Here is a 15,949-nt window from a genome sequence, read left to right on the forward strand (position 1 = left end):
CCGTTCAATTGGATTCGTTTAGAAAGTCGCCGACCAGACGCGCGAAGCGCGCGGCGTGCTCGATCTGCGTCCAGTGGCCGCACTTGCCGTACACGTGCAGCTGCGCGTTCGGTATCCACTGCGCCAGCGTGAGCGAGGTGTCGAGCGGGATGACCTGGTCCTCGCGGCCGTGGATCACCAGCGTTTCGTGCGGCAGCGCCTTGATGTCCTCGACATTGCTGGCCATGGCATCGACCCAGCGCTGGCGCGGCGCCGGAAACATGGACGCGAAAGACTCCTGGAAGCCCGGGCGGATGGTGGCTTCGTAGCGCAGCTTGGCCAGATCGTCATTCACCAGCGAACGGTCGTAGGCGAACAGGTCGAGCAGGCCACGCATGGTTTCGATCGACGGCGTGTAGCCCCATACCGCGTCGAGCGCCGGCGTGATGTCGAAGCGCACGCCGACGCTGCCCATCAGCACCAGGCGGCGGATGCGGTGCGGGTGACGGATGGCGACCTGCAGCGCCAGACCGCCGCCGAAGCTGTTGCCGACCAGATCGGCGCGTTCGATGCCGAGTGCATCCAGCATGCCGACGGCCTGGGCGACCCAGGTATCCATGTCGTAGCGGAGGTCCGGGCGGCGCTCGGTGTAGCCGAAACCGGCCATGTCCGGCGCGATCACGCGGGCGCGTTCGGCAAGCTGCGGCATGACCAGCCGCCAGTTCGCCCAGGCGCTGACGCCGGGGCCGGAGCCGTGCAGCATGAGCACCGGAAAGCCGCTGCCCAGGTCGTGATAGTTGGTGGTGATGCCGGCGGCGACGATGCTGCGGGCGATTTCCGGATTCAGCGGTGCGTTCATGTCGGCGGTCCTCACAGCTTCACGCACACGTTCTTCAGCTCGGTGTAGAACTCGAGCGAATGCACGCCGCCTTCGCGGCCGATGCCCGATTGCTTGGCGCCGCCGAAAGGCGTGCGCAGGTCACGCAGGAACCAGGAGTTCACCCACACCAGACCGGTGTCGAGCGCGGCCGCGACGCGGTGGCCGCGCGTGATGTCGGACGTCCATACAGACGCGGCGAGGCCGTAGTTCGTGTCGTTGGCCATGCGGATCGCGTCCTCTTCACGGTCGAAGGGCGCGATGTGGCAACACGGGCCGAAGATTTCCTCGCGCACGACGGCGGCGGTCTCCGGTAATCCGGTCCAGATCGTGGGTTGCACCCAGGCGCCGTTGGCCAGTTCGCCCGGCATGTCCGGTACGCCTCCGCCAGTGACAACGGTGGCGCCCTCTTCCACCGCGCGGCGGTAGTAGGCCAGCACCTTCTGCTTGTGCTCGGCCGAGATCAGCGGGCCCATGCCGGTGGCTTCGTCCTCCGGCCGGCCCATGACCAGCGCCTCGGCGCCCTGCTTCAACGCTGCGACGAAGCGCTCGAACAGCGGGCGCTCGACATAGACGCGCTCGGTGCCGAGGCAGACCTGACCGCAGTTGGCGAAGGCCGAACGCAGCGTGCCGGCGATGGCGGCGTCGAAGTCGCAGTCGGCGAACACGATGGCCGGGTTCTTGCCACCCATTTCCAGCGACACCGGCCGCGCGCCGCCGGCGGCCGCCTTCATGATGGCTTCGCCGGTGCGCGTCTCGCCGGTGAAGGTGATGGCATTGACGCCCGGGTGGGTGGTCAGGAATTCGCCGGCCGAATCCGGCCCGAAACCGTGCACCACGTTGTAGACGCCGGCAGGCATGCCGACCGCGTTCATCACTTCACCGAGCAGCGCCGCGGTCTGCGGCGTCTCTTCCGACGGCTTCACCACCACGGTGTTGCCGCAGGCCAGTGCAGGGCCGACCTTCCAGGTCATCAGCAGCAGCGGCAGGTTCCACGGACACACCACGCCGACCACGCCGACCGGCTTGCGCAGCGCGTAGTTGATCGCGCCGCGGCCGTCCGGCGTCGCCATTTCGAAGAACTCGCCCGGCACGTTCTTGACCACGTCGGCGAAGATCTTGAAGTTGGCCGCACCGCGCGGAATGTCGAGGTGGCTGGCGAGGCTGACCGGCTTGCCGGTGTCGGCCACTTCGGCGGCGACGAAGTCGTCGAAGCGGCGGTTGATTTCATTGGCGACCGCGTACAGCAGTTCGGTGCGTTCGGTCACCGTCATGCGGCCCCACGGTCCTTCGAGCGCGGCACGCGCTGCGGCGACCGCGGCATTGACCTCGTCGCGCCCGGCTTCGCTGACCGAGGCGATGACGCGGTTGTCCAGCGGCGAGCGCTTGTCGAAGCGGCGGCCTTCGCGGCCGGCGACGAACTCACCGTTGATGAAGTGGCTGATCTGTTTCATCGATCTCTTTCTTGTTGGAGCGGCGCGTCAGCGCGCCGAGGTCAAGCCGAGCGCTGCGAGCGCGGCGCGGGCGCAGTCCTCGTCCTGCGCCTCGGAGCCACCGGAAATGCCGATGCCGCCAATGCGCTCGCCGGCCACCACCAGCGGCAGGCCGCCGCCGAACATGACCATGCGCGGGCGCAGCGGCAGCCCCTGGCGGACCGCGTCGGAATGGGAGGAGAGGGCGGCCGCCCAGTCGCCGGTCGGCAGGCCGAAGCTGGCGGCGGTATAGGCCTTGTCGATCGCGATATCGACCGAGTGCAGCGGGGCGCCCGGCATGCGCAGGAAGGACACCAGCTGACCGGCGCGATCGACCACCGCTGCATTGACGCAGGCGCCGACGGACGCCGCGTGCGCCACCGCCGCGCTGACCGCCGCCGATGCCGCCTCCCAGCTCACTGTCGATTGCCGTGCTGCCACGTCCATGTCGTCTCCTCCGCCGGGCCGCTGTATCGCGACCTCTCACTCATCGATATTCGATGGACTTAACGATATAAAACGATTATCTCGACGTCAACGTTTTTTCTCGAGATTTTTGGCTTTTCACGGAGAAAGTTCGGAACTAGAATGGCGACATGCCCGCCCAACCCGCGTGGGCATTCAGGGAAACATCAAATGGATCAGCTGATTACCGGCGACTTCCAGGTCAACGGCGACGCCTACGAGCCGAAGACACTGGTCGATGGCGCCTACCGGCAGTTGCGGCGCGACATCATCGAAGGCCGCCACGCCCCGGGCGCGAAGCTTCGGGTCGAGCACCTGAAGGACGAGTACGAGGTGGGCGCCGGCACGCTGCGCGAGGCGCTGGCGCTGCTGGTGAGCGACTCGCTGGTGGTCGCTCAGGGCCAGCGCGGCTTCCGCGTGGCGCCCATATCGCTGGCCGACCTCGAGGACATCACGCGCACGCGGGTGATGCTGGAAAGCGAGGCGCTGCGGCAGAGCATTGCCCACGGCGACGAGGCGTGGGAAGGCAATCTGGTGAGTGCGTTCCACCTGCTGACCCGGGCCGAGGAAAAGCTCGCCGGCGACCTGGACGGCAGCGTGAACGAGTGGGAAGAGCGTAACCGCGTGTTCCACGAAACGCTGATCGGCGCCTGCGGCTCGCGCTGGATCCGCCACTTCCTGGCCATCCTGTACCGGCAGTCGGAACGCTACCGCCGCATATCGGTGCTGAACCGGCCGGTGCCGCAGGACGTGCACGAAGAACACGAACAGATCTTCAAGGCGGCCATCGCGCGCGACGCCGACGAAGCCAGCCGCCTGCTGTCCGGCCACATCTGGCGGGCCTTTCACACGGTGTCCGCAGTCCCGGAGTTCGCGCAGGAATCGGCAAGCCGCAAGGTGGCGAACGGGCGCTGACGGCGGGCGTAGCCGGACCTCGACCGCCCCGTCGCGGCCAAGGCCGTTCCCACAAGAAGCACTCCTTGTCGGCGGCACGAGCAAGCCTCCCGTGGGAGCGAGCTTGCTCGCGATCTCGGCGGCGATCGAAGCACGCGGCGTGCAGCGGCCCTGTCGCGAGCAAGCTCGCTCCCACAGGGTCACGCCTCGTCAGCCCTTTTTCGCCGCCTCCTGCTTCAGCGCCTCGACGCTGCGCACCATCTTGCCGACCACCTTGAGCCGCAGGTCGCTGGTCGGATAGATACGGCAGGCAAGCACGCACTGGCGGCGCTCGTCCTCCTCGCTGACTGCACTGCGGCTCATGACGCCAGCGGTGTAGGTGCCGGACAGCACCTCCACCTTGCACACGCCGCAGCCGCCCTGGCGGCAGCCGACCGGGATGCCGCGGCCGCCGAGCGCCTCCATGCCGCGCAGCGCGTTCTGCGTTTCCGCACACAGATATTCGCGGCCGATGCCGTCGAGCACGATGCTGTACGAACGCCCCATGGTCAGATCTTCCTGAACAGCGGGCTGCGCACCTGCTGCGCATCGGCGGCCGAGAAGAACTTCTCGGTGAAGATGTCGCGCTCGAACAGCCGGCCCTGCATCAGCGCGTTGATGCAGGCGTCGATCATGACCGGCGGTCCGCACAGATAGGCCTGGTGGCCGCGGAAGTCCTCACGGAAGCGCGCGAGCGCCGCCTCGTGCGCGTAGCCGCGGAAGCCGGCCCAGTCGCTGCCCGCCGCCTCGTCGGACAGCGCCGGCACATAGCTGAAGTTCGCGTGTGCCGCAGCCAGTGCGACGAAGTCGTCGTGGTAGTACAGCTCGGCGCGATTGCGCGCGCCGTACACGAGCGTGATCGGCTGGGCGTAGCCCCTGGCCAGCAGGTCGAGAATCATCGACCGCGGGCTGGACAGCCCGGAGCCGCCGGCCATGAAGATGAGCGGCCTGGCGGCCGACTCGCGCACGAAGAAGCGGCCGTAGGGGCCGGACAGCTTCACCCGATCGCCCGCCTGCAGCGACTCGTGTATCCAGGTGGTGCCGCGGCCGCCGGGCACGATACGGATGTTCAGTTCAACCTCGTCGCCGGTGGTCGGCGGATTGGCGAGCGAGAACGCGCGCGACATGCCCGGCTCGGCGCCGATGTCCAGATTGATGTACTGGCCGGCCTGAAAATCGAGCGGCCGGTCGAGCCGGATGAACAGGCCCTTGATCGTCGGCGTCAGCTGTTCGATGCGGCTCACCGTACCGTGGAAATCCTCGACCGGAATGTTGCGCGCGTCCGGTTCCTCGTCGATGTCCGCCTCGATGGTGACGTCGCTCTGCAGCCGCGCGCAGCAGGCCAGGGTCTTGCCCTCCTCGCGCTCGAAGTCCATCAGCGCGAAATCGGACGCCTCGCCGTGGTCCACCTCGCCGTCGGTCACCTGCACCTTGCAGGTGGCGCACAGGCCGTGACAGCAGGCGTGCGGCAGCCAGATGCCCGCCCGCAGGCAGGCATCCAGCACCGTCTGGTCGTCCTCGACCTCCAGCGTCTGGCCGAGCGGTTCTATGGTCAGCGCGTAAGCCATCAGCTGCACGACCCCTTTATGCCGGTCAGGCCCGGCGTGCGGAAGCGGATGGCGTCCTTGTGGCCGATGCCGTTCTCCGCCAGCGTGCGGTTGAAGTGCGGCGTCCACGGCTCTCCTGACTTCATCCACTCGACCTTCGACCAGTCGATCCTGGCCCAGTCCGGGTGGTAGCCGTAGGCGCCGGGCAGCACCTTCTCGACGATGTCGCCGAAGCGCATGGTCGGCGGGAAGGGGAAGGCCAGCGGTGCGGCGAACATCAGATGATCATCCCAGCCGATATAGACGAGCTGGTTGCCGTGGAAGTTGTCGACCACGTCGCGCGGCACGCCGACGTAGTCCTTCACTGCAGCGACTTGCATGTCGTCGTCCCCCTCAGTCGTTGCGCTTGGCCATGCCGCGCCATGCTTCGAAGTTGCGATGGTCCTCCGAACCTTCGAACTCGCCGTTGTCGTGACCGACGTTGAGCCGGTAGTACTCCAGCACCGCGGCCAGCGGATCGAAGCCGGGCGCGGTCGGATCGGCGCCCTCGGGAAAGCAGTTGCCCTGGTAGATCTGGTGCACCGGCAGCCAGGCCTGTACGTACTTCTCCGGCTCGTGGTCGAAGATGTGCTGGCAGTGGTCGGAGCAGAAGTGGTACTTGTTGCCCTTGTAGCTGCGCTCGCGGTAGCAGATCTTCGTCGGGTCGCCGGGCTCGGTGAACAGCATCGGAATCTGGCAGGTCTGGCACAGCATGGGCAGCGTCTTGTTGTAGAAGCGATTGCCCTTTTCCTGCTGTTCGCGCCAGAACTCGAAGCGCGGCCGGTAGTACTTGTCGAAGGTGTCCGGGTACTTCTGCGACAGCCACTGCATTTCGTCTTCGGTCGGCATCCAGGTGTGGAAGTCGGTGGCGCCGCCGTAGTTGTAGAAGGTGGCCCACACCTGGTGCGACAGGTGATCCTTCTCCTGGCGGATCTGTTCGGCGCAGGCCGGCATCTTGATGCCGTAGCGCGCGAGGTCCTTGAATAGCGCGCCGCCGTTCTCCTCGAAATAGATCTCCCAGGCTTCCTTCCAGCTCATGACGCGCTTGGGCAGCATGTAGTCCATCATCATCGCGACGATGGACAGCAGGCGCACGCCGCGCCAGCACCACTTGTCTATCCAGCGCTGCACGATGGGCAGGTTGGCCGGGTCCTGTTCGAGGATGAACTTGATGCACTCCAGTCCCAGCGTCATGTGACGCGCCTCATCGGACTGCGCCGAGAAGCCGAAGGTCATGGTGCCCATGTCGCCGTTGTAGGCCGCACCCGACACGAAGGGCACGAACAGCAGATTGGTCAGCACGTACTCGAAGGAGAAGCCGACCGACACGATGAATTCGAACGGGCCGGCGGTGATCGCGTCGTCGAAGAAGCTCTTCGGCACCGACAGGTACCAGACGCGGTCGAACATGTGCGGCGCGTCGTGGAAGCCGTTGTAGTACTTGTTGTAATTCGACAGCGAGTGGATCTGCGTCTGCGCGTGGCGCATTTCGTCGATCGCCTGCATCTGGCAGGCCACGCGCGCACCGGCGCCGGGGAAGGCGCGACCGACGTGGGCGAAGCCGCGATGGGCCATGTATTCCAGTGGCGTCACCGCGGTCAGGAAGATCTTGATCGCGTTCAGGTAGCGCGCGTCGGTCACGCCGAGGTGGCCGTTGCTCTGGCTGTAGGCGTCGATGATGGCGTAGAGCTTGCGTTCCTTCTCCGCCTGATACTTCCAGTAGGCGTCCATGGTCAGCCGGAAGGGGTCTTCCCACTTGTCCCAGTCATGGATCTTGATGCCTTCGTAGTCGGCGTACGGATACACCTTCTCCTTGGTCTGATAGGTGGTGTCCCACGCCAGATCACGGGTCATCAGCGTGTAGCGTTCCTTCAGGCCCAGCTTCTTCTTCGGTACCTGCATGTCCATCTGTGTTTCTCCTCAATGACAGATCCGGGTTCTCCCTCGGCGCGTGCGCCGGGATCAGTTGTCCATCAGTTGTCCCAGTGCAGCGTGAACTCGTCGTCGCTCTCGTCGATATGGCCGGACAGCGATATCAGGTGCGTGTGCAGTTCCTGCAGGTCGAAGTCGCGGCCGATCAGTTCGGAGACCGACGCGCGCTTCACCGTCAGGTGACCTTCGGCGTCGATCTTGATCATCGCCGGCGACTCGACCGGCACCGCGTGCGGGTTGTCGGCCAGAATGGATTCGATGATCGGGCGCGTGTCGTCGTTGGTCTGCAGCGCGATGAATACCTTGGACATGGCGCGACCTCAGGCCGGCACGCCGCACTTGGCGACGCGGGCGGCGAACTGCGTGGCGAGATCGTCGAGCGCCGCGCCGGCACGCTCGCCGAGCGCGCGTTGCGCCAGCGGCATCACGGCTTCCAGTGCGCGCGCCTGCCAGGCGCTGACCCAGCCGCGCACCAGCGCTGCGTTGTCGGGCGACTCGGCGCAGGCGGTCTTGATCTGCGCATCGACCCACTTCGCGGCTTCGGCGTACCACTCGGTCATGAACTGCGTCAGCATGGCGACCGCGGTGCCGCCGCGCAGCGACAGTTCGTCCTCGACCAGGGTCTTGTAAAACAGCGGATACACGAGGCCGTCGAGCACCAGATTCTGCGCGACGAACAGCTCGAACCAGTCCTGTACCACCAGGCAGTCCTCGACGTAGCGGCGCAGACCCTGCCAGTCGGCGGCGTACAGCCAGTGCTCCTTCGCGGTGGCCAGCGAGGCGGTGTCGCCGAGCAGCAGGCCGATGCGTGTCAGGTACTGCGCGATCGCCAGATTGTCCATCGCGTGGAACATGCAGGGCTGGGTGATCGTCGTGCCATAGCCGTAGGCGCAGATGGACGAGTTGTTCATGTTGGCACCCCAGGCGACGTGGCGCAGCGGCAGCAGCAGGTCGAGTGCCAGCTGGCGAACGTCATCGGGCAACAAGGCGCCAAGGTTGCGCGACTCGACGAAGTCGAAGTTCGATTCGGCCGTGTCCTGCTGACGTGCTCGCGCCAGCGTCCAGGCGCCGTAGTAGTACTGGCGCGGATCCTTGAACGCGTACCAGTCTTTCATCTTCAATTGCGTGCGCGTGACGTCGAAGATGTCGCGGTCCGGGTCCCAGGTCGGGCGATAGTGGAAATTGGCGGTCGGCTGCACGTCAAAGCTGCCTTCCTGGTAGCGCGACGCCGGCTTGTCGCCGAAGCGCCGTGCGATGTGGCCATAGGTCTGGCGCACCGGTTTGATTGATACGGTACGCAGGTCGATCTGCATGCCTGTCTCCTCTGATGTGTTCTTGTGCCGTCGAACCCGCGCTCAGCGCGGGCCGCCGTTCAGTACGTCGTTGAGCCGGGCCGACACCGGCGACGCCGGTTCAGTACCGGCGGCGTCGAGCACGACCACGCCCTGCGCCGCGCAGAACTCCTCGAAGGCGGCGCGCGTGAGCATCATTTCGGCGAACAGTTCGGGCTCGCCGAGCGCGAAATCGAACTCGACGAAGCCGTCGTCGCGCTCGCCAGTGACGCGCACGTACTTGCGGAAGGGGTCGAATGCCAACGCCATGACGCTCGCCTCAGGTGTACACATTGAGGAAGGCGTCGTTGAGCTTGCGGTCGTGATAGAAGATCGCGCGCCCGAGGTCTTCGGTGGTCCAGGTAATAACCGGCTTGTCCGGGTAGTAGATGTAGCCGCCGGAGAACACCTCGTTGCGGTTGCCCGACGGATCGAAGAAGTAGATCGTCGCGCCGCGCGTGATGCCGTGCCGGGTGGGGCCGATGTCCAGCGACACGTCCTTGCGCGAAATGATGTCCGCCGCCCGCAGCACGTCATTCCAGGTATCCAGGATGAAGGAGCAGTGGTGGAACTTGCCTTTCTCCGGATTGCGGATGAAGGCGATGTCGTGCGGCTTGGTCGAGCAGGTCAGGAACACGCCCACCATCACGTCGCCTCCCATCACCTGCTCGGCGATGGTGAAGCCCAGCACCTCGGTGAACAGCTTCACCGTGCCATCCACGTCGTCGCCATACAGCAGGCAGTGGTCGAAGCGGGTCGGCTGCATGCCCACCAGACCGTCCGGCCACGGATCAGGATTCAGGTCAGGCAGGCCGTTGCCCACCTTGTCCTTGGTCGCGAACAGCTCGATCGCGTGGCCGGTCGGCGTCGTGAAGCGGAAGCGTCGCCCGGTGTGCAGGTGTTCGCCCGCCGGCACCCACTGCAGGTCGGTGGCCAGGCGGCTGCCTTCGATGTCCGCCGCCAGACGGTCCAGCGTCGCCTCGCTGTCCACACGGAAGCCCATGTAGTCCATGCCTGGCGCATCCGCCTTGCGCAGCACCACGCTGTGGTGATCGTGTTCATCCCAGGCCTTGAAGTACACGCGACCTTGCGCGTCCCGCCCGGTCTCTATCAGGCCCAGTACCTGTCCGTAGTGTTTCACCGCCGCTTCCAGATCCGTCACCCTCAGGGCGACATGACCCGGGCGCAGCACGCCGGTCATTGCCATCGCTTTCCTCCTCCTTTTTGTGGTGCGTGCTGCGGCGCATCAACACCTCGGAAGAAACGGAAGCAAGAGCGCTCTCGCCGAAGTACCGGATGCAGCCGTCAGCCGCACCCTCTCCTATCCAAGAAGCGTGCCATACTCGATAATCGATAAAAATCTCGATATTTGGCGGTTTTAGGTGGCCAGGAGTACAGTCGCCGCGTCCGCCGGTTGATGAGTTGGTGAAGCGCCCGAAGAGGTGTTCACCAACTGGTGAACGATTCGACCGGAAGAAGACCGGCCACGCCATGCAGCCGGGATCGCGCACGCGGTCCCTGCAGAAGACGGCGGCCGAACCGCTGTGCAGCGCAACATGAAGCACCGGTCTGGAGGAGGCACGGGCAATGAGTACGTTCAAGTACCCGCACAACAGCGATCTGCGTCAACTGGTCAGGTTCTCGGCCGACGACGGACTGATCTGGCTGGCGGAAAATCGCATGCTGCTGATGCATTGCGCCGCGATGTCGGCGCTGCGCACGCAGCTCATCAAGTCGGTCGGGCCGGAATCGGCGCGCCGCATCCTGACCCGCATGGGTTACGAATCCGGCATGCGCGACGCCGAACTGGCGCGCACGATACGGCCGGACCAGAACCCGATCGAATCCTTCTTCGTCGGCCCGCAGCTGCACATGCTGGAGGGCAGCGTGCAGGTGACGCCGGTGCACATCCATATCGACGTGCGCAGCGGCGAGTTCGACGGCGAGTTCCTGTGGGAACACTCGTGGGAAGCGGAATTCCACCTGCGCGAATTCGGTCAGGCCGCCGACCCGGTGTGCTGGATGCAGATCGGCTACGCCTCGGGCTACACCTCGGCCTTCATGGGCCGCATGGTGCTGTTCAAGGAAACCGAATGCGCCTGTTGCGGCGCCAACAACTGCCGCATCATCGGCAAGCCGGTCGAGGAATGGGAGGACGGCGAGCAGTACGCCCGCTACTTCGAGCCGGAGAGCCGCATCGCCCACCTTCCAGCAGCCGCCTGGACCGGCGTCGCCCAGCGCGACGACACGATCGACGCGCCCACCCCACCCGACCTGATCGGCAATTCAGCCAGCTTCCGTCGCGCCTATGAACTGATGCTGCGCGCCGCCGGCACCACGGTGACCGTACTGCTGCTCGGCGAGACCGGCGTCGGCAAGGAACGCTTCGCCCGTGTGCTGCACCAGATGAGTCCGCGCAAGGACGCGCCCTTCGTCGCCGTCAATTGCGCAGCCATTCCGCACGACCTGATCGAATCGGAACTGTTCGGTGTCGAGAAGGGCGCCTTTACTGGCGCCCACGCCTCGCGCGCCGGCAAGTTCGAGCGTGCCGAGGGCGGCACCCTCTTCCTCGACGAGATCGGCGAAATGCCGCTGGCCGCCCAGGCCAAGCTGCTGCGCGCGCTGCAGGAGGGCGAGATCGAGCGCCTCGGCGACGAGCGCACGCGCAAGGTGAACGTGCGCGTGGTCGCCGCCACCAACGTCGATCTGGCGCAGGCGGTGAAGGAAGGCCGCTTCCGCCCCGACCTCTATTACCGCGTGCACGTCTACCCCATCCACATCCCGCCGCTGCGCGAGCGGCTGGCCGACCTGCGCCAGCTGGTCGATTCGCTGGTCGCCAAGTTCAACCGCCAGCACGGCAAGCACGTGCAGGGCGTGTCGGACAAGGGCTTCCAGTCCCTGCACGCTCACCACTGGCCGGGCAATGTGCGCGAGCTGGAAAACGTGATCGAGCGCGGCGTCGTGCTGGCGCCGCAGCAGGGCTGGATCGAGGCGCACCACCTCTTCCTGTCGCTGGAAGCGGTGCTGGCGCGCGAATCCGGCATTTCCGCCTGCGGCAAGCTGGAAGAAGGCTGCGGCGACGCGGTGCGCGAGCAGCTGGTCGAGCAGATCCTGCGCACCGGCATTCCGCTGGAGGAACTCGAACAGCAGTTGATGAAGGCCTGCGTCGATCAGGAGGGCGGCAACATCGCGCGCGCCGCGCGCCGGCTCGGCATGTCGCGGCCCAAACTCAGTTACCGGCTGCAGCGCACCGAGGGCGAAGCCGAAGCGGCTGATTCATAGCGCGTGCTCAGAGCAGCTGGAAAGCCAGGATGGCGACGATGGTCGGCGGCAGCGCAGTCACGAACAGGCCGAGCGGATTGATCGCCTCGTCGTCGAAATGGCCGCGCAGGATGGCGAACCCGGCCGGATTGGGCGCGTTGGCGATCACCGTCAACCCACCGCCGGTCACCGCACCGGCCACCAGCGAGTACTTGAAGGCCTCGTCTGTGCCCTCCACCAGCGAACCCAGGTAGGTCAGTGCCGCGTTGTCGGTGATCGCGGTCAGCGCAGTGGCGCCGAAGTAAAGCGCCGTGCTGTCCATGCCGGTGAGCGCGGCCTGCAGCCACCCCTGCTGCAGCGCCCCCAGCGTGACCAGGCCGGCGAGGAAAAAGCCCACCATCAGGCCCTCGCGCAACATCAGCCGGTCGTGGTAATGCCGGTAGGCCTCGGCCACACCGAGGAAGAGCAGGAACAGTCCGACGAACACCACCGGATGGTGCGCGAAGTAAACGATGCCGGCGAGAAACAGCACGTGCAGCAGCATCAGTGAGCGCGGCACGGTGCGGTCGCTGCTGCGCGTATCCACGTGCAGCGACTTCAGCTCGCGCGCGAACAGCAGCGTTGCCACGCCGGCGTTGACGAACACGGCGATCGCCGACTTCCAGCCGAAGTGGCCGAGCATGTACCCCATGTCCCAGTTCCACTTGCCGGCCACCATCAGCACCGGCGGCGCGGCGAAATGGGTGAGCGTGCCGCCGATCGACACGTTCACGAACAGCGCGCCCAGGGTGACGTACTTCAGCCGGTGCGAAATCTTCCTGCTGTAGACGTTGTCGCGCAGCATCAGCGCCGCCAGCGTCATCGCAGCCGGCTCGGTGATGAAGGAGCCGAGCAGCGGAAGCACGGACAGGCAGACGAAATGGAAGGCGACGCTGTCGGCCGCCGGAATGTAGCGCGCCAGCATGCGTGCGCCCGCCTTGCACAGTTCCAGTACCGGCCGGCTGGCTGCCACCACCATGATGACGAACACGAAGGCCGGCTCGGTGTAGTCGAGCGCTTCCAGATAGCCGGCTGCGCTGCCGGCACCACCGGTGAGCGCCATGAAGGCCAGCAGCACGAAAGCCCAGAAGCCGAACACCACTTCGACCTCGCCGAGCAGATGCCAGATGCCGGCATGACCGGGCTGCAGATGTGCGAGGTGCTCGAAATACCGGGTCAGGAAGGTGTGTGCAACGGCCACCGCGAACAGCGCAGTGCCGACCGCTTGGAGCGTGCCCGGAGTCATCGGGAATCCTTGCTTTGTCGGGGTTGGAATGAAGGCGGGCGTACGCGTCGTGCGTTGACGCCGGCAGCTGCCCTCGTCGGGGTGCTCATGCGATGGTGTGCCGCAGCAGCTTGAGGCACTCGACGGTCGATGCCAGATCGGCGGCGACATAGTCGTCGTCGGTGCGCAGCAGCGGGTCGGCGCCGAGATCGAGCAGCAGCGCAAGCATCGCGTGCCTGCCGCTGGAGGCGCAGTACATCAGCGCGGTGGCACCGGTGTCGTTGCGGTTGTCGAGGTCGATGCCGGCGCCGGCCAGCGCACGCACGATGTCGGCGTCGCCGCCGACACAGGCCAGCCACAGCGCGTTGTTGCCGTCGGCATTGCGGCAGCCGACGTCGGCGCCGGCCGCCAGCAGTTCGTCCACCCGTGCCGCCTCGCCGTCGAGCGCGGCGCGCATCAGCGGTGTCAGTCCGTGCGCGATCGCGCCATCGAGATTGCGCGGATCGAAGCCATTCGATTCGATCAGCGCGCGCAGCGCCGGTGACGCGTCCGGCGGCAGCGCGCAACCGTCGCGGCCGACCGCCAGCCGGTCCAGTGCGTTCGCCAACGGTGCGTGGCCACCATCGACGCTGTACACCTCGGGGTAGCGGAAGTCGCTGAAGCGCTCGGCCCAGCTCTGGCTGGCATTGCCGTGGTAACAGTAGATGAGCACCGGCGTGGGTCGCGCCACCGTCTGCAGCACCTCGCCGAACACCGCATCGCTGAGGTGGCGTGCGCCGTCGATGTGGGTACGTTCGAAACTGGCGCGATCGCGCGTATCGAACAGCGCCAGCGCCGGCAGGCGGCCGCTGCGGTGGCGGGCGATCAGATCGGCCGCCTGGGCGGCGGAAATGCGGCGGTAGGTCGTGCTCACTGTTCAGCCCTCCAGCCGACGCGCCGACGTCCTGACGGACCTCATGCGGCCATCGGCTCCTGTTCGGCGCCGGCGTAGGCAGGCGTGGTTTCGATGCGCGCGTCGTTGACGGCGCGGCCCATCGTGAAGTGATAGATCGTGCGGAAGCGCTCGTCTTCGAGGCCGAGCAGCTCGTGCACCGCGTCGTCGAAGAAGCAGCCGATGCCGGTGCCGCGCAGACCCAGCGCTTCGGCTTCGGTATAGAGCTGCTGGCCGATCAGGCCGGCCTGACGGTGCAGCGCGCGGTAGGCCGCCGGCGATGCATCGAGCGCGGCATCGAACTCGCACAGCATGCCGAGTGCGAAGCAGGAGGTGGACGCGATGTCCTGGTGGCAGTGCAGGCTGCGCGCCAGCCGCGCCAGCGCCGGCGGCGCCATCGTGGCGAGCAGGCGCAGGTCGCTGCGCAGCCCGTTGACGGGCGTCAGCGGATACAGTGCAGCGAGCAGCGGCAGCACCCCGCCCCCGGCCGGACCGCGTGGCAACAGATAGACGCCGGGCGCGAGGCCGTTGACCCGGTGCACGAACAGCAGCAGATCGATGCGGCGGTCGTCGGGCAATGCGTCCCACGGCGCGGCGCGACAGGGCTGCAGCCGTTGCAGCAGGCCGTCGAAGTCGTCGCGCGCCATCAGGTGACGACCGTCGAAGCGTCGCGCGCTGCGCCGGCCGAGCAGCACATGACCGACCGAGCGGCCGCAGGGCGCGGCCACCTCACGCGTCGGCGCCGGCAGTTCGCCACGCGGCAAGGCATCGCGCGTCGCGTCGGCGACCTCGTCGATCGCCGGCCAGCGGTACATCGGATGCGCGTCTATTGTGCTCGCCCGCCCGTGCCAGCGCTCCACCGTGCGCACCGGCAAAGGTCCGGGCACGTGGCCGACGCCCACACCGAACAGCAGTTCCGCCTCTTCCACCTCGGTCGCCTGCTCGCGTCGCGCCGGAAAATCCGGCAGACGATCGAGCCCCAGCGCTGCCGCCAGCAGGTTGACGCGAACCGGCTGCACGGCGAGCGACCAGCCGAGCACGGCCGCCGCATTGCGCAGTGCGGCCGTCGCGTGACCGACATCGAGCTGGCAGTAGCGGAAGGCGCGCTCGCCGTACTTCCACGCCTCGCGCCACATGACGGAACTGAGCGCGAGGTGCAGGCCGGGCGCACCACCCGGCTCGAAGGCGGCGCGCAGTTCCAGCGCGTGCACTTCGGGCAGGTAGTGCCAGAGGCCGTCGTCCAGCCCCGGCACGCCGACCGCGAACAGCCAGCCCTCGACCGGGTGCAGATTGCCGCTCGACGGATTGGCGCGCACCGCCCAGCGGTCGGGGCCGGTGGACTTCCAGGCGGTCAGGCCCAGTGCCAGATGCAGCAGCGCCCCCAGCGCGGACAGCGTGCAGGGCAAGGGCGGCAGACCGGTGTCGAGCATGCGCCAGTCCAGACGCAAGCGCGCAGCGACCGGGCTGTCATCGTCGGTGGCCAGCGGCAACGCCACCCGCGGCGCGCCCTCGTAGTGACGGAAGGGCGACGGCTGCGCGTCCCAGTCCAGCGTTTCCGGGCCGGCGGCGTAGGCCGCGTAGCGGTGGATGGTGCGACGGTGGTAGTCACGCACGCGGCTGCGTGCGCTCACGTCTTCATTCGTCATCGTCGTCGGCGGCGCCATTGCGCCGCGGCACCGTTTCCGGGTCGCAGATGATGGGGCGATAGATTTCGACGCGGTCGCCCGGGCGCAGCGCGGCGTCCTTCTTCACCACCTTGCCGAACACGCCCACCTTGGCCTTGTCGATGTCGATGTCGGGGCAGCGCTCCAGGATTCCGGAACGCGCGATGCCATCGGCCACCGTGCAGCCGTCCGGCACCTCCACCTGCATCCACACGCGGTCGGTCGGCCCGACCCACGCCACGCCTATCTTCATC

At 66.8% G+C, this 15,949-nt stretch carries 17 protein-coding genes; 2 read left to right on the forward strand and 15 right to left on the reverse strand.

Going from position 1 to position 15,949, the window contains the following annotated elements:
• Positions 1 to 4: 4 nt before the first annotated feature.
• The 3 genes from ACQ66H_RS18315 to ACQ66H_RS18325 are packed head-to-tail and all read right to left on the reverse strand — an operon-like array spanning position 5 to position 2,775.
• Positions 5 to 838: an alpha/beta fold hydrolase gene (locus ACQ66H_RS18315; RefSeq protein WP_430435212.1), complete on the reverse strand. Its 834-nt coding sequence runs from the start codon at positions 836 to 838 to the stop codon at positions 5 to 7.
• Between the two features lie 11 nt (positions 839 to 849).
• Positions 850 to 2,310, reverse strand: coding sequence for a 2-hydroxymuconic semialdehyde dehydrogenase (locus tag ACQ66H_RS18320; protein WP_430435213.1), 1,461 nt, complete (start codon positions 2,308 to 2,310; stop codon positions 850 to 852).
• 27 nt (positions 2,311 to 2,337) lie between these two features.
• On the reverse strand, positions 2,338 to 2,775 hold the full coding sequence (locus tag ACQ66H_RS18325; RefSeq protein ID WP_430435214.1) for a GlcG/HbpS family heme-binding protein: 438 nt from the start codon (positions 2,773 to 2,775) through the stop codon (positions 2,338 to 2,340).
• A gap of 189 nt (positions 2,776 to 2,964) precedes the next feature.
• Here ACQ66H_RS18325 and ACQ66H_RS18330 point away from each other — a divergent pair, with 189 nt between their 5' ends.
• Entirely contained in the window at positions 2,965 to 3,708 is a 744-nt protein-coding gene (locus ACQ66H_RS18330; RefSeq protein WP_019916680.1) for a GntR family transcriptional regulator, read from the forward strand.
• A 189-nt stretch (positions 3,709 to 3,897) separates the two neighbouring features.
• On the opposite strand, the gene ACQ66H_RS18335 is transcribed toward ACQ66H_RS18330, so the two are convergent.
• The 8 genes from ACQ66H_RS18335 to ACQ66H_RS18370 form a co-directional block, all read right to left on the reverse strand.
• Complete coding sequence (locus tag ACQ66H_RS18335; RefSeq protein ID WP_430435215.1) at positions 3,898 to 4,233, reverse strand: 2Fe-2S iron-sulfur cluster binding domain-containing protein; 336 nt, start codon at positions 4,231 to 4,233, stop codon at positions 3,898 to 3,900.
• A gap of 2 nt (positions 4,234 to 4,235) precedes the next feature.
• Entirely contained in the window at positions 4,236 to 5,294 is a 1,059-nt protein-coding gene (locus ACQ66H_RS18340) for an NADH:ubiquinone reductase (Na(+)-transporting) subunit F (protein WP_430435660.1), read from the reverse strand.
• A complete protein-coding gene (locus ACQ66H_RS18345) occupies positions 5,294 to 5,653 on the reverse strand; it encodes a phenol hydroxylase subunit P4 (protein ID WP_304011688.1) in 360 nt (119 codons plus the stop codon). The genes ACQ66H_RS18340 and ACQ66H_RS18345 overlap by 1 nt, the downstream gene beginning before the upstream one ends.
• Positions 5,654 to 5,666: 13 nt before the next feature.
• Complete coding sequence (locus ACQ66H_RS18350; protein WP_430435216.1) at positions 5,667 to 7,220, reverse strand: aromatic/alkene/methane monooxygenase hydroxylase/oxygenase subunit alpha; 1,554 nt, start codon at positions 7,218 to 7,220, stop codon at positions 5,667 to 5,669.
• A 65-nt stretch (positions 7,221 to 7,285) separates the two neighbouring features.
• A complete protein-coding gene (locus ACQ66H_RS18355; RefSeq protein WP_430435217.1) occupies positions 7,286 to 7,555 on the reverse strand; it encodes an MmoB/DmpM family protein in 270 nt (89 codons plus the stop codon).
• Positions 7,556 to 7,564: 9 nt separating this feature from the next.
• Positions 7,565 to 8,557 (reverse strand): aromatic/alkene monooxygenase hydroxylase subunit beta, encoded by a 993-nt coding sequence (locus tag ACQ66H_RS18360; protein ID WP_430435218.1) that lies wholly within the window; start codon positions 8,555 to 8,557, stop codon positions 7,565 to 7,567.
• Positions 8,558 to 8,599: 42 nt separating this feature from the next.
• A complete protein-coding gene (locus tag ACQ66H_RS18365) occupies positions 8,600 to 8,845 on the reverse strand; it encodes a phenol hydroxylase subunit (protein ID WP_430435219.1) in 246 nt (81 codons plus the stop codon).
• A gap of 10 nt (positions 8,846 to 8,855) precedes the next feature.
• Positions 8,856 to 9,782, reverse strand: a complete 927-nt coding sequence (locus ACQ66H_RS18370; RefSeq protein ID WP_430435220.1) for a catechol 2,3-dioxygenase — start codon at positions 9,780 to 9,782, stop codon at positions 8,856 to 8,858.
• Between the two features lie 380 nt (positions 9,783 to 10,162).
• On the opposite strand from ACQ66H_RS18370, the gene ACQ66H_RS18375 reads away from it, so the two are divergent.
• Positions 10,163 to 11,857, forward strand: coding sequence for a sigma 54-interacting transcriptional regulator (locus tag ACQ66H_RS18375; protein ID WP_430435221.1), 1,695 nt, complete (start codon positions 10,163 to 10,165; stop codon positions 11,855 to 11,857).
• A 7-nt stretch (positions 11,858 to 11,864) separates the two neighbouring features.
• Here ACQ66H_RS18375 and ACQ66H_RS18380 read toward each other — a convergent pair whose 3' ends face one another.
• The 4 genes from ACQ66H_RS18380 to ACQ66H_RS18395 form a co-directional block, all read right to left on the reverse strand.
• Positions 11,865 to 13,121: a putative Na+/H+ antiporter gene (locus ACQ66H_RS18380; protein WP_430435222.1), complete on the reverse strand. Its 1,257-nt coding sequence runs from the start codon at positions 13,119 to 13,121 to the stop codon at positions 11,865 to 11,867.
• An 85-nt stretch (positions 13,122 to 13,206) separates the two neighbouring features.
• The gene (locus ACQ66H_RS18385; protein WP_430435223.1) at positions 13,207 to 14,013 is read right to left on the reverse strand and encodes an ankyrin repeat domain-containing protein; all 807 of its coding nucleotides are present in this window, start codon (positions 14,011 to 14,013) and stop codon (positions 13,207 to 13,209) included.
• Positions 14,014 to 14,054: 41 nt separating this feature from the next.
• Positions 14,055 to 15,677, reverse strand: a complete 1,623-nt coding sequence (locus tag ACQ66H_RS18390) for a nitroreductase family protein (RefSeq protein WP_430435224.1) — start codon at positions 15,675 to 15,677, stop codon at positions 14,055 to 14,057.
• Positions 15,667 to 15,948, reverse strand: coding sequence for an RnfH family protein (locus tag ACQ66H_RS18395; RefSeq protein ID WP_430435225.1), 282 nt, complete (start codon positions 15,946 to 15,948; stop codon positions 15,667 to 15,669). Before ACQ66H_RS18395 ends, ACQ66H_RS18390 begins: the two co-directional genes overlap by 11 nt.
• Between the last annotated feature and the right edge of the window lies 1 nt (position 15,949).

Origin of the sequence: Methyloversatilis sp. (genome assembly GCF_965284615.1) — a bacterium.
Lineage (GTDB): Bacteria > Pseudomonadota > Gammaproteobacteria > Burkholderiales > Rhodocyclaceae > Methyloversatilis.

Coding starts and splice junctions, on each gene's coding strand:
- ACQ66H_RS18340 (WP_430435660.1), bottom strand. CDS start 5,294: ATGGCTTACGCGCTGACCATAGAACCGCTCGGCCAGACGCTGGAGGTC.
- ACQ66H_RS18380 (WP_430435222.1), bottom strand. CDS start 13,121: ATGACTCCGGGCACGCTCCAAGCGGTCGGCACTGCGCTGTTCGCGGTG.
- ACQ66H_RS18325 (WP_430435214.1), bottom strand. CDS start 2,775: ATGGACGTGGCAGCACGGCAATCGACAGTGAGCTGGGAGGCGGCATCG.
- ACQ66H_RS18390 (WP_430435224.1), bottom strand. CDS start 15,677: ATGACGAATGAAGACGTGAGCGCACGCAGCCGCGTGCGTGACTACCAC.
- ACQ66H_RS18365 (WP_430435219.1), bottom strand. CDS start 8,845: ATGGCGTTGGCATTCGACCCCTTCCGCAAGTACGTGCGCGTCACTGGC.
- ACQ66H_RS18320 (WP_430435213.1), bottom strand. CDS start 2,310: ATGAAACAGATCAGCCACTTCATCAACGGTGAGTTCGTCGCCGGCCGC.
- ACQ66H_RS18330 (WP_019916680.1), top strand. CDS start 2,965: ATGGATCAGCTGATTACCGGCGACTTCCAGGTCAACGGCGACGCCTAC.
- ACQ66H_RS18350 (WP_430435216.1), bottom strand. CDS start 7,220: ATGGACATGCAGGTACCGAAGAAGAAGCTGGGCCTGAAGGAACGCTAC.
- ACQ66H_RS18370 (WP_430435220.1), bottom strand. CDS start 9,782: ATGGCAATGACCGGCGTGCTGCGCCCGGGTCATGTCGCCCTGAGGGTG.
- ACQ66H_RS18360 (WP_430435218.1), bottom strand. CDS start 8,557: ATGCAGATCGACCTGCGTACCGTATCAATCAAACCGGTGCGCCAGACC.
- ACQ66H_RS18315 (WP_430435212.1), bottom strand. CDS start 838: ATGAACGCACCGCTGAATCCGGAAATCGCCCGCAGCATCGTCGCCGCC.
- ACQ66H_RS18335 (WP_430435215.1), bottom strand. CDS start 4,233: ATGGGGCGTTCGTACAGCATCGTGCTCGACGGCATCGGCCGCGAATAT.
- ACQ66H_RS18375 (WP_430435221.1), top strand. CDS start 10,163: ATGAGTACGTTCAAGTACCCGCACAACAGCGATCTGCGTCAACTGGTC.
- ACQ66H_RS18355 (WP_430435217.1), bottom strand. CDS start 7,555: ATGTCCAAGGTATTCATCGCGCTGCAGACCAACGACGACACGCGCCCG.
- ACQ66H_RS18395 (WP_430435225.1), bottom strand. CDS start 15,948: ATGAAGATAGGCGTGGCGTGGGTCGGGCCGACCGACCGCGTGTGGATG.
- ACQ66H_RS18345 (WP_304011688.1), bottom strand. CDS start 5,653: ATGCAAGTCGCTGCAGTGAAGGACTACGTCGGCGTGCCGCGCGACGTG.